At 68.0% G+C, this 12,519-nt stretch carries 11 protein-coding genes; 3 read left to right on the top strand and 8 right to left on the bottom strand.

Features of this window, described 5'->3' with window-relative positions; genetic code table 11:
* Positions 1–17: 17 nt before the first annotated feature.
* The 4 genes from ACZ50N_RS26030 to ACZ50N_RS26015 form a co-directional block, all read right to left on the bottom strand.
* Complete coding sequence (locus tag ACZ50N_RS26030) at positions 18–1,067, bottom strand: substrate-binding domain-containing protein (protein ID WP_046364712.1); 1,050 nt, start codon at positions 1,065–1,067, stop codon at positions 18–20.
* Between the two features lie 64 nt (positions 1,068–1,131).
* Positions 1,132–2,172 (bottom strand): ABC transporter permease, encoded by a 1,041-nt coding sequence (locus ACZ50N_RS26025; RefSeq protein ID WP_046364711.1) that lies wholly within the window; start codon positions 2,170–2,172, stop codon positions 1,132–1,134.
* A complete protein-coding gene (locus ACZ50N_RS26020; RefSeq protein ID WP_046364710.1) occupies positions 2,169–3,713 on the bottom strand; it encodes a sugar ABC transporter ATP-binding protein in 1,545 nt (514 codons plus the stop codon). Before ACZ50N_RS26020 ends, ACZ50N_RS26025 begins: the two co-directional genes overlap by 4 nt.
* Positions 3,710–4,699, bottom strand: a complete 990-nt coding sequence (locus tag ACZ50N_RS26015; RefSeq protein WP_201778418.1) for an NAD(P)-dependent alcohol dehydrogenase — start codon at positions 4,697–4,699, stop codon at positions 3,710–3,712. Before ACZ50N_RS26015 ends, ACZ50N_RS26020 begins: the two co-directional genes overlap by 4 nt.
* A gap of 200 nt (positions 4,700–4,899) precedes the next feature.
* Here ACZ50N_RS26015 and ACZ50N_RS26010 point away from each other — a divergent pair, with 200 nt between their 5' ends.
* From ACZ50N_RS26010 to ACZ50N_RS26000, 3 genes are all read left to right on the top strand, one after another.
* Positions 4,900–5,856, top strand: a complete 957-nt coding sequence (locus ACZ50N_RS26010) for a sugar-binding transcriptional regulator (RefSeq protein WP_464474145.1) — start codon at positions 4,900–4,902, stop codon at positions 5,854–5,856.
* A complete protein-coding gene (locus tag ACZ50N_RS26005) occupies positions 5,853–6,617 on the top strand; it encodes an SDR family oxidoreductase (RefSeq protein ID WP_046364707.1) in 765 nt (254 codons plus the stop codon). The genes ACZ50N_RS26010 and ACZ50N_RS26005 overlap by 4 nt, the downstream gene beginning before the upstream one ends.
* 522 nt (positions 6,618–7,139) lie before the next feature.
* Positions 7,140–9,062, top strand: a complete 1,923-nt coding sequence (locus ACZ50N_RS26000) for a hypothetical protein (protein WP_464474144.1) — start codon at positions 7,140–7,142, stop codon at positions 9,060–9,062.
* Here ACZ50N_RS26000 and ACZ50N_RS25995 read toward each other — a convergent pair.
* From ACZ50N_RS25995 to ACZ50N_RS25980, 4 genes are all read right to left on the bottom strand, one after another.
* On the bottom strand, positions 9,059–10,240 hold the full coding sequence (locus ACZ50N_RS25995; protein WP_277243214.1) for a mechanosensitive ion channel family protein: 1,182 nt from the start codon (positions 10,238–10,240) through the stop codon (positions 9,059–9,061). The two genes, ACZ50N_RS26000 and ACZ50N_RS25995, sit on opposite strands and share 4 nt — an antisense overlap.
* A 134-nt stretch (positions 10,241–10,374) precedes the next feature.
* Positions 10,375–11,031 (bottom strand): MOSC domain-containing protein, encoded by a 657-nt coding sequence (locus ACZ50N_RS25990; protein WP_464474143.1) that lies wholly within the window; start codon positions 11,029–11,031, stop codon positions 10,375–10,377.
* A gap of 25 nt (positions 11,032–11,056) precedes the next feature.
* Positions 11,057–11,458 (bottom strand): DUF2237 family protein, encoded by a 402-nt coding sequence (locus ACZ50N_RS25985; protein ID WP_048425017.1) that lies wholly within the window; start codon positions 11,456–11,458, stop codon positions 11,057–11,059.
* 16 nt (positions 11,459–11,474) lie between these two features.
* A complete protein-coding gene (locus tag ACZ50N_RS25980) occupies positions 11,475–12,491 on the bottom strand; it encodes a CobW family GTP-binding protein (RefSeq protein ID WP_464474142.1) in 1,017 nt (338 codons plus the stop codon).
* Positions 12,492–12,519 lie beyond the last annotated feature (28 nt).

Here is a 12,519-nt window from a genome sequence, read left to right as displayed (position 1 = left end):
CCACTTCGTGTGGTGCGTCAGGGCTGCTTCTGGCCCGGGATTCCCTCGTAGGCGATGTCACCGCTCTTGAGGTTCGAGGCGGTCAGCTCCGAGAGCCCGTCGAGGAACTTCTGCCGGTCGGTCACCACGTGCTCGATCGCGACGTCGACGTTGTCCTTGGTGATGGCGGGCATCACGTACACGGGCTTGGTGTTGACCTCTTCCTTCTTGGCCAGCGCGTTGGCCACCGCGAGCCCCGCGGAGAGCTCCACGGTGCCGTTCTGCAGTGAGGTGCCGATGAACTCGCCACTCTTCACCGCGTTGAGGCCGTCCTCGATGCCGTCGATGCCGACGATCGGGACGTCGCTGCGGCCGGACTCCTTGAGCGCCTGCAGCGCACCGAGACCCATGTCGTCGTTCTCGGAGACGACGGCGTTGATCTGCGGGCCGAAGCCGGAGATCCAGTTCTTCATCTTGTTGACGGCCTCGTCGCGCTTCCAGTTGGCCGTGTCCTTGGCGAGCACCTTGATGTCCGGGTACTTGGCCAGCACGTTGTTGATGCCCTTGGTGCGGTCCAGCTCACCGGACTGTCCCAGCGGGCCCTGCAGGATCACGATGTTGCCCTTACCACCGAGGTGGTCGGCCATCATCTGCATTTCCTGCTCACCGGCTTTGACGTCGTCGGGCTGCACGCTGCCGGCGACATCGGGGTTGTTCAGCGCGGCGTTGACGGCCACCAGCGGGATGCCCTTGGCCTTGGCGCTCGCGACCTGCGGGCCCAGCGAATCCGCCTGGATGGGCACGACGATGATCGCGTCGACACCCTGATTCACCATCGAGTCGATCTGGCTTGCCTGCGTGGAGACGTCGAGATTAGCCGAGTTCCAGACCAATTCGATGTTGTTGTCCTTGGCGTAGGCCTCCATGCCCTCTTTGCCCGCGGTGATGAACGAGCTCATGTCGTACACCGTGACACCGATGCGCTTGGTGTCCGCGTTGGACGTGGTGTCTCCGGCGCCGCACGCGGTCAGCGCGGCACCGACGACACCGGCCGAGGCCATCGCCGCGAACTTGGTGATCAATCTCATGGGTTCTCTCTTCTTTCGATTTCGACAGTGAAACGTTGTGCGGAGATCGGTGATTCGGCTGTCGTCAGGTACGCCTCCTGGAGGACCAGACGTCGACCGCGACCGCGGCGACGATCAGCACACCCTTGATGACGTCCTGCCAGTAGGCCGGCACCACGAGGATGTCGAGACCGTTGTTCAGCGTCATGATCATGAACAGGCCCAGTGCGGTGCCCCAGATGCTGCCGCGTCCACCCATCAGGCTGGCGCCGCCGATCACGACGGCCGCGATGGCGTCGAGTTCGTAGCCCTGCCCCAGGTTCGGCGGGCCGGAGATGACGCGCGAGGCGAGCATGACGCCCGAGAGCCCGGCCAGCAGACCGGAGATCGCGTAGACGCTGAACAACACGTTCTTGGCGTTGATGCCGGCGATCTCGGCCGCGTTGCGGTTGCCACCGACCGCGTAGACCCGCATGCCGTAGGTGGTGCGCTTCATGATGATCGCCAGCGCGATGATGCCGATGATCATCAGCAGCACCGGAATCTGCAGACCGAGGATCTTGGTGTTGGCGATGGAGCCGAACTCGGCGGGCAGCCCGTTGATCGGCGCGCCACCGCCGATGACATATGCCAGACCGGAGCCTGCTGTCAGGGTGCCGAGCGTGGCGATGAACGGTGGAACGTTGATGCGCGAGACCAGGAATCCGTTGACGCATCCGACGGCCAGGCCGACCAGGACGGCCACCAGCACGGTCATCCACACCTGACCCGGATTGGCCTTGGCGGTCGCGGCGGCCGACATCGCCGACACCGCGATCACGCTGCCCACCGAGAGGTCGATGCCGCCGGTCAGGATGACCAGCGTCTGACCGAGCGCGATCAGCGCGAACGGTGCCGCGGCGACCAGGATCGTGATCAGGTTGTCAGGGGTGGAGAAGCGCGCGCTGCGGTAGCTGAAGTAGGCGATGACCAGCAGCACCACGATCACCATGGAGTACCGCAGGAGCATGCCCGAAATCCATTGCCGAGAGAACAATTTCACCGGCTCGCCGGTGATCGGCGAGGCGACGGTCGGCGCAGCCGACGGGCCGGGAGGCTGCGCGCTGCTGTCGACGTCGGTACTCATGAAGCCTCCTGCTTCGGGGTCGTCGTTGATCTGCTGTCGAGTGCGGTGGCCAGGCGGAAGACGGATTCCTGGACCTCGGGGTGGTCGAGGGCGTCGCGGTCGAGTTCGCCGACGAACGTGCCGTCGCGCATGACGAACGCCCGATGGCTGAGCCCGACGATCTCGGGCATGTCCGACGAGGCCATCAGCACCGCCATCCCGTTGGCCGCGAATTCGGTGACGATGCGGTAGATCTCGCTGCGGGCGCCGACGTCGACACCGCGGGTCGGCTCGTCGAGAAGCAGTACGTTCACGTCGCCGGTGAGCCAGCGCGCCAGCACCACCTTCTGCTGATTACCGCCGGAGAGCGTGCCGACTTCCTGGCTGAGTCCGCGGGTCTTGAGGCGTACCGACGACATCACGTCGGACACCGCCTTGTTGCGCGCGCGGCCCCGCAGCCAACCGGCCAGCGAGAACGACGACAGCCGGGGCAGAGTCCCGTTGTCCAGCACGCTCATCGAGAGCACCACCCCGGAGAGCTTGCGATCCTCGGGCACCATCGCCATGCCCGCGGTGATCGCCGCGGCGGGCTGGTTGCGCTTGACGGTCTTGCCGCGCACGGTGATCTGACCGGCGCTGCTGGACCGGGCGCCGAAGATCGCCTCCAGCAGCTCGGTGCGGCCTGCGCCGACGAGACCGGCCAAACCCACGATCTCGCCGGCGTGCACTGTGAACGACACCGGCCCCGAGGCGCCGTCGACCTGCAGGTCGCGCACCTCGAGCACGGGATCGGTGCCCGGTGTCGGGCGGTCGGGAAAAAGAGCGTCCAGTTCGCGGCCGATCATCGCGGTGACGATGTCGTCGTCGCTGACGTCGGCGATCTGCTTGTCGAGGATCAGCCCGCCGTCGCGCAGCACCACCACTCGGTCGGCGATCGCGCGGATCTCGGCCATCTTGTGGGTCGTGTACACCATCGCGACGCCGTGCTCGCGCAGCCGGCGCACCACCTTGTAGAGACCCTCGACCTCGCGTTCGGAGATCGCGGAGGTGGGCTCGTCGAGCATCACCACCTGCGCGCCGGTGCGGGCGGCCTTGACGATCTCGACGATCTGGCGCAGCCCGACAGGCAGGCTCCCCATCCGTGCCGACGGGTCGATGTCGACACCGAACACGCCCAGCGCGTCGCGGGCCTGATCGATCATCGCGCGCCGGTTCAGGAACGGTCCGACGGTGAGTTCGCGCCCCACGAAGAGGTTTTCGTAGACCGACATGTTCTCGATCGACGCGAGTTCCTGAGGCACGATCGCCACGCCGTGGCGCACCGCGTCTTTGGTGTTGCCCGGTGTGAGCGTCGCGTCGCCGACGGTGACGGTGCCGTGATCGGCGCTGTACTGGCCGCTGATGATCTTCATGAGCGTGGACTTGCCCGCGCCGTTCTCGCCGGCGAGTGCGGTGACCGTGCCCGGCTGCAGATCGAGCGTGATGCCCTCGAGCACCGGCACGCCGCCGAAGCTCTTGCGAATGTCGTTGCAGCGCAACAGCGCCGCTGTTGGTGAGGTCATCGGGGCTCCACGATCGATTTGAGGCTGGCCGGATCGGAATCGCTGTCGAGTGCTTCGCCGACGTGCTCTAGGTCGTACCGGCCCGTCACCATCGCGTCGAGGTCGACGGCGCCACTGGACACCAGGTGGATGGCTGCGGGCCAGGTGTCGGTGTAGCGGAAGATCCCGGTGAGGTTGATCTCGTTGTTGGCGATGTGGGCGACCGGCAGCGGGTATTCGTCGGCGCCCATGCCGACCAGCACGACGTACCCGGCCGGTCCGACCGCCTTGATCCCGCTGGCCACCGCGGCGGGCACGCCGGTGGCGTCGACGAACGCGTCCACGGGATCGATGGCGGCGACATCGACGGAGGTGGGATCGAGCACCTCGGTCGCGCCGAACTGCAGCGCCTTCTCGCGGCGGGAGGCGACGAGGTCGGTGACGACGATGCGGGCGGCCCCGAACGCGCGGGCAGTCTGTGCGCAGATGACGCCGATCGGTCCGGCGCCGGCGATCAGGATGGACGTGCCCGGGGCCACGTGCGCCTTGCGCATGGTGGCGATGGCGACCGACAGCGGCTCGAGCAGCGCGGCGGCATCGTCGGACATCGAATCCGGCACCGGGTGGGCCATGTCGTCGTCGGTGAGCACGTACCGGCAGAAGGCGCCGTCGATCGGCGGGGTGGCGTAGAACTCGATGTGGGCGCACAGGTTGTAGCGGCCCGCCCGGCACTGGGTGCACCGACGGCACGGGTGCTGCGGTTCGACGGCGACGCGCTGGCCGATCCGGGTCGGGTCGACGCCGGCGCCGACCGCGGCGATGCGCCCGGAGAGTTCGTGGCCGAGGATCATCGGCTCTTCGACGACGAAATCGCCGATGCGGCCGTGCCGGTAGTAGTGCACGTCCGAGCCGCAGACTCCGACCGCGGCGACCTCGACGAGGACCTGATGATCGCCCGGGGTGGGTACCGGTCTGTCCTCGATCCGTAGGGCGCCGACGCCGGTCATGACGCTGGCCCGCATGGTGTCCGGAGTCTTCTCGACGTCAGAACTCACCACGGTCACTTCGCACTCCCTCGCGCTCATCTGTTACGCCAACCGCTCATTTGATCCTTGTGATGTGGATCATTCTCTGGGCTATGCTCACATGTCAAGCAGGTGTGCTCATATGAGCAACGTCGGTGATCGGGTGACAGGCGGGAGGCGAGATGGGACCGGACGAGCTGTTCCAGCGCGCCGTCATCGCCCGCCGCTACTACCTGGAGGGCCGCACCCGCGTCGAGATCGCCGAGGAATTCGGCCTGTCCCGGTTCAAAGTCGCCCGGATGCTCGAAGAGGCGCTGGAGTCGGGCATGGTCGAGATCACGATCCACGATCCGGGCGCGATCGACGTCGAGCTGTCGAGTGCACTGCAGAAGCGCTACTCCTTGCAGCACGCGTATGCCGTTGTCGCGCAGTCGAAGAACACCGCCGACCGAGTCGAAGCCGTCGCCAAGGCGATGGCCGATCTGCTGCATTCCGTGCTGCGCAAGGGCGACGTGATCGGCATCGACTGTGGCCGCACCATGACCCGAATCGCCCCGTATCTGCACGATCTGCCGCGCTGCGACGTCGTTCAGCTGACCGGCCTGGCCGGTGGACTCACCTCCAACGGCGCCGACCTGACCCGGCGCATCACCGAGGTCACCGGCGGCAAGTCCTGGCCGCTCTACGCGCCCTACGTCGTGGCCGACGCCCGCACCGCCCGGAGTCTGGCGAGCACCTCGCCGATCAAAGACGCGTTCGCCAACCACTCGCGGGTCGCGTGCGCACTCGTGTCCGTGGGCGGTTGGACCGCCGAGGCGTCGCAGGTCTACACCTCCGTGCCCGAGGACGAGGCCGCGGAACTGTACGAGGCGGGGGTGCGCGCCGAGACCTGCGGGCTGCTTCTCGACGAGAACGGCCGGCGCATCGCAGGTCTCGACGAGCGCCGCATGGGCATCACCGAACAGGGGCTGCGCGCCATCCCCACCGTCATCGCGATCTGCGCCGGCGCCGAGAAGATCGTCGCCACCCGCGCCGTGCTGCGCTCCGGGCTGATCTCCGCATTGGTGACCGACACCGAGATCGCGGCCGCGGTCCTTGACTCGGACCTCGTTCCTGACAGCGAAAGGACTTCACCATGACCGAGCCGGTAGTCGACCTGGATTTCCCGCTGACCGGTAAGACCGCGATGGTGACCGGCGGCGCGTCAGGCATCGGCGCGGCCATCGCCGCAGCGTTCGCGACCAAGGGCGCCCGTGTCGCCGTCGTCGACCTGGACGGAACGGCGGCCCAGCAGCGCGCGGCTGAATTGGGTTCCGACAACAGAGGATTCGGCGCCGATGTCGCCGATCCGGCGTCGGTCACCGCGGCGGTCGACGGCGTGGTCGCCGCGTTCGGTCGCATCGACATCCTGGTCAACAGTGCGGGCATCGTGATGCTCGCGCCCGCCGAGGAACTGTCCCTCGACGCGTGGACCAAGACGATCGCGGTCAACCTCACCGGGACCTTCCTCGTCAGCCAGGCGGTCGGGCAACACATGATCGCGGCTGGGAGTGGAGCGATCGTCAACATGGCCTCCCAGGCTGCGACGGTGGCGCTCGATCAGCACGTCGCCTACTGCGCGTCGAAGTTCGGCGTCGTCGGCGTGTCGAAGGTGCTGGCCTCGGAGTGGGGGCCGCGCGGGGTGCGGGTGAACACGATCTCGCCGACCGTGGTGCTCACCGAGCTGGGGCGCAAGGCGTGGGACGGCCCCCGCGGTGACGAGCTGAAGAAGCAGATTCCCACCGGCCGCTTCGCCTATCCCGACGAAATCGCGGCTGCTGCAGTCTTTCTCGCCAGTGACGCGGCGGCGATGATCACCGGGGCCGACCTGCTGATCGACGGTGGCTACACGATCCGGTGACCCGAGGGGCGGTAAACCCTTCCCTCGGAACTGCTAGCCGCGCTATGTTTGCCGGACGACAACAGGGGGAGTCGGCCAATGGCGGCAGCAAAGAATATCGGACGGGTGGGCGCGCTGGCGGTTGCGCTGGGTATCGGGTCCGCCATCGCGGCGTGGCCGGCAGTCGCAGGGGCGGCACCCGACACGGGTGGTTCGGCCGGTGCATCGGCCACTGCGGACAGCACATCCCAGGCCCCCGGCCGGTCTTCGCACAAGCGCGCTCCCAAACGGGTTGCGGCAGCGTCAAAATCTGATTCCGATACCGGAATTTCGACCCCCGAACGCCCCGGCAGAGCGTCCGATGACACCGCGGAGCAGGCCCCCGATACCGTGCGCGTGCATCGCCCGAAGGCCTCCTCGCCGGTGGCTGCCGGGGTCGAAGAAGCGCCGGAAGTCACCTCTGACCGTGACGATGCGACGCCACTGCGATCTCCTCGGCGCGCGCCGTTCCGGAGTTTGCCGGAATCGGCTGATCCACCCGCCGTGGCGGATGTGACCGGCCCCGCGCCGGTGGCGACGGTGTTGCGGTCGCTGTTCACCCCGCATGCCCCTGCGCAGCGTCCGAACGAACCGGATGCTCCGGCCGCTGCACCGCTGCTGTGGACGATGCTCGGCAACGTACGACGCCAGCTCTCCGAAGGCCGTGACCTCACGCCCGCCGGCCCGCAGACCAGCACCTCCCACACCGCGGCCGCAGATGCCGCACCTGTGTCCATCCCTGGTCGACCGTACGGCCCGGTGGTGGTCGGCGCGGACGGAACCCTCTACCAGGTCACCTCCGACGACACGGGCACCCGGGTCAGCATTCTCGACAGCGACGGCAATGTCGTCACCACCACGGGCTATCTACCGGGCGGGACGGCGAGTACGCGCGTCGACTCGATCGCCGCGCGGCCGGACGGCACACTGCTCGTCTCCACGGTAAACGGCGGGCTGAAGAACCGGTCGACCATCGTGGCCATCGACGATCAGGGTGGGATCACCACCGTCGCACGTCTTACCGGTGGAGCAGGTGGTCTCACCGTGGGCGCGGACGGGTCGGTGTACACGCGAACCTCCATCACCGTGCCCTTCATCCCTTACGGCACGTACGAGTACCGCTTCGTCCGGATCTCACCCGACGACACCGTGCGGTCGCTGCCGCCCCGCACCTCGTTGACGCTGGCCGAGGACGGTACCGCCTACCTGCTGTCGAGCGGCTTCGGAAGCTCGACGCTGCGTTCCTTCGACACCGCCGGGAAGTCGAAAACGATCTTCGTCCCCAATTCGGCCTCCGCGCTCGGCGAGCCGGTGCTCGGCCCGGACGGGACGCTGTATCTGACCGCCGACGTCCGACTGTTCGGCAGCAAGACCACCCGGCTGTACACCGTCAACGGCACCTCGAGCAGTGTGCGCACCCTGGCGGGGTTGGCGGGAGTCACCGTGGTGACCGACGACGGCGTCTACCTCGAGACGCACACCTATCCCGGAGCCAAGGACAACGGTGTCGACGGCACCACCTACATCTCCAAGCTCACCCGAACCGACATCGACACCCTCGCGCCCATCGACGGTCGTATCTCCGCGTTGACCGGGTTCCAGGTGACGCCGGCGGGAGCCGTGTACGTCCCGCTCGTCGACCCCGCCGCGGACACCACCGCGGTCGCCGTCTTCGACGCCGCGGGGAACCGCACGACGATCGTCCTGCCCAGCACGACGCCCGCCGACCCCGGGTTCGTCCAGGCGATCGGCGAGGGTCCGCATGCCGACGAGTTCGGCTACGTCAGGTACTCCGCCGACGGCACAGACCATGTCGCTGTCCTGGCCGCCGACGGGACGGTGGCGCGAACCGTCGACCTCCCGCAGGGTGCCACCGTCGACGGCCCGGTGTTCTTCGGTCCCGACGGCACGCCCTATGCGATGGTGAGGTACCCCGCCGGCACCCTGCCCCCCAATACGTTGGCCACCCAGGTCCTGTCCCTGGCCAACGACGCGCTGACGCCCACGGTGCCCAACGGGGGCACCCCGAACTTCGTCGACGTCCAGTTCGCGCCCGACGGAACGGGTTACCTCTTGACCAGGGCGAATTCCGCGAACTTCAGCGGGGTCAGGATCACCGGCTTCGACGCACTCGGCGCTACGGGTGCCAGCCTGACGCTCGCCGACCCGATCCTGGTCGACAGCACGAAAGTCCTGGTGTTCGCCCCCGACGGCACGGGCTACGTCGTGGACTACGGTCAGAGCGGCGGCGCGGTGTACGCCCTCTCCACGTCGGGCGTGACCAAAGTTCTCGACATCCCTTACACCCCGGGCACATACGTCTACGGCGTCGTGGTCGGTGCGGACGGCACGCCATACCTGACGATGGGCTCGAGGGCGGACAACAGCACCACGGTCACGCCCATCACATCGGGCCTGTCGAGCTAGCCGGTCTTCTCGAACGCGCGGCCACGCCGGTCGGCGTCCGCGCTGCCGCTGAAGAGGCCCGAATCTGCTTGCGGTGCATCGGGATACCCGCCGTCGTAGGTGTCGACGCGGTCGGTGGAGGTCTGGTGCTCGATGCGCCGGCACGGCAGAGCCCCCGGGTTGGTGCGCTGGAGCCACGCCACCATGCCTTCGCGCACATCGCACCGCAGGTCGAACAGCTGCGCCGCGTTGGACGCACTGACCAGCATCCGCACCCGCACGACACCCTCGACGGCGTCGGTGACCTGCAGGACACCCACACGTCCGTCCCATTTCTCGTTGGCCCGCAACAGCCGGTCCAGTTCGGCGCGCATCGCGTCGAACGGCACGGTGAAATCGACGTCGAGTTCCGCGGTGCCCAACAGCTGGGTGGCGTTGCGGGTCCAGTTCTGGAACGGCGTCGTGGTGAAGTAGGTGCACGGCAGGACCAGCCGACGCTCGTCCCACAGGTGCACGACGACGTAGGTCAGCGTGATCTCCTCGATGCGCCCCCATTCCTCTTCCAGCACCACCACGTCGCCGACGCGAATCGCGTCGGAAAAGGCGATCTGGATGCCCGCGAACACCGAGCCCAGCGAGGTCTGGGCCGCCAGGCCAGCGACCACGGTCAGCACGCCGGCAGAGGCGAACACCGTCTTGCCGATGTCGCTGAACGACGGAAACGTCATCAACGCCGCGGCCGCACCGAGCACCACCACGACCGCCACGGCGAGCCGGCGCAGCGTGGTGACCTGGGTGCGGATCTTGCGCCGGTGCCGGTCCGCATCGGTCAGCCCGGTGTCGCCGCCGGCGAACCGATCGATCACCTGCCGTTCGGCCACCACCAGCAGACTCGCCACCAACCAGGTGACCGTACCGATCAACGCGATCACCAGCGTGTGGTCCAGCCAGCCGCGCCAGCCGGCCTGCCCGTCGGAGACACGCCGCACCGCCGCTGATGCGGCGATGACCACCAGGGTCGCCCGCAGCGGCCGCCGCGTCAGGTCGGCGACGTCATGCAGCACGCGGCTGCGCCGACCCAGCCGCAGGAGCAGCCAGGACAACGACAGCCCGAGCGCATAGGCCAGCCCGACAGCGCCGGCCACCCACGCTGCGGCGGTGGCCAGATGGGTCGCAGGCGCGAAAGTCACTTCGTCCACAGGAAATACAGCTCCTCGGGATCGGGGTTCGCGCCGAGGGAGGTGTCGTCATCGACAGTGTCGGCGCAAGATGTGCGTTCCCGGCTGCCGCGGCGGGCAAAACCGTATCGCCGGATCGAAGCGCCGATTGGGACTCAGCTCACACCGGTACGTTTGGCCACCTGTCGCTTGATCTTGGCCGGCAGTGCATCCGCGACGGCCAGACGCGGGAGCAGGTCCGGCTCGCTCATCAGGGCGCGGAACACGACGCCGACCGTGACGTCGTGGTCGGGCCGCGAGACCACCTCGACCCCGTCCCCGGCGCGGACGGTTCCGGGAGCGATGACGCGGAAGTAGGCACCGGGCAACGCGGCGGTGGTGAACGTCTTCATCCATCCGCGGACGCCCATCCAGCTGGCGAACGTGCGGCACGGAGTCCGGGGGCTGGTCACCTCGAGCAGAAGCCCGTCCGAGCCGACCGCCCACCGCTCACCGACCAGGGCGCCGGTCACGTCGACGTCGGCCGTGGTCAGGTTCTCGCCGAACACCCCGTTGGTCAATTCGCGGCCCAGGTCACGCTCCCAACGGTCCAGATCCTCACGGGCGTAGGCGTACACCGCCTGATCGTCGCCGCCGTGGTAGCGCCGGTTGATGATGGAATCCCCGGCGACGCCGCTGCCCGGCCCCGCTTTCGCCGGCCCCGGTGCGCTGACCGCCAAGGGGTCGGCACTGGGCCGCTTGTCGATCCCGGTACGCAGTTCGCCCAGATCGATGGGTGCAGTCGCCGTGTTCACCGTCAACACCGAAGCCATGACCGACGCTAACCCGAGTTCGCGTCTAGAGCCCTGCCGGGTCGTCGGGGACGTCGACGGCGTAGGACGCCAGCACCTCCAGCGCAACGATGTCGAGGGTGCGTTCGTGCGTCGACGCCAGCACGACGGGGCAGGCCTGCCCGTCCTGGTGTGCCCGCAGCCAATTACGCGCCGTCACGCACCAGCGGTCGCCAGGCACGAGGCCGGGAAACCGGTAGGCGGGCATCGGTGTGCCGAGGTCATTGCCGATCGACCGCTGATGGGCGAGGAACTCCGCCGTCACGACGGCGCAGATGGTGTGCAGACCGAGGTCCTGATCGCCGGTGCTGCAGCAGCCGTCGCGATAGAACCCGGTCAGCGGTTCGGTGCCGCAGGGGTCGAGTGGCTCACCGAGCACGTTCAGTTCGGGTGACGGACGTTCTGGCACCAACCCAGCCTAGGTGTCAGATGCTGAGTCGGCGGTAGCGTTGCAGCCGCCGGATGTCCGGCGCCGCCGCGGTTCCGGTACTGGGTGCCAGCGCGGATGACACCGCGGCGCGCACAACGTCGGTGTCCAGGTGCATGCCGATCGCGACGAGGTTGTTCGCGTCGGCGTCTGCCTTGGCGGGTGCGACGTGGACCGACGCGCCGACGACGTTCACCACGTAGCGGCGCACCGCGCCGCGGAACCGGACGGCGATCGTGCCCTTCATCCGATACACCCCGGCCGGTGGTTCCTCGAGCAGGTCCAGCACGGCGCCGGGGTCCACACAGCCCTCGCTCAGCACGGTCACGGAATCCGCGTGAGTGTGCGCGTGCGGAGATTCCTGCTGGTGCTCGCCGCCCTTCAGCAACTCCTGGAACGTCAACTGCCCCACCTGTTCGTCGGCGGCCACGTCGAACAGCAGCGCCGGGTCGATCCGCCCGGCCGTGGCGCCCACGACCTGGGCATGGGGGTTGTTCTCGCGCACCCGCTCGGTCACGCGCCGCAGCGTCGCCTCCGCGTCGGCGACCTGGTCGAGCTTGTTGACCACCACCAGAGTGGCGGCGCCGTACCGCGCCGGCGGGGCGGCGTCCCGATCGACGGTGTCGAAGTGCGTCACCGCATCCAGCACGTCGACCACGCCGCCCGACCGGATTCCGTCGACACCGCTGAATCGGATGATGCGGGCGATCGCCACCGGCTCGGCCAGGCCGCTGGCCTCCACGATGATCGCGTCCAGCCGCAGACGGGGATCAGCCAGCCGGGCCAGCGCCACGTCGAGACCGCCCTCGTCGGGCAGGCAGCAGATGCATCCGCCGGCGATCGACGCGGGCTCGTCGACCTGGCCGGTGACCAGTCCTGCGTCGACATTGAGCTCACCGAAGTCGTTGATCACCACGCCGATTCGTGCGTCCGGGGCACGCAGCACATGGTTGAGCAACGTCGTCTTCCCGGCGCCGAGATAACCGGTCAGTGCGATGACGGGTATCGGTTGCACAGCTGGGCAGGTTACCTGTGTGCGTAAG

The sequence above is a fragment of the Mycolicibacterium obuense genome (genome assembly GCF_055397605.1).
Note: the sequence above shows the minus strand (reverse complement) of the source record. Positions and strands in the feature narration are given on the sequence as shown.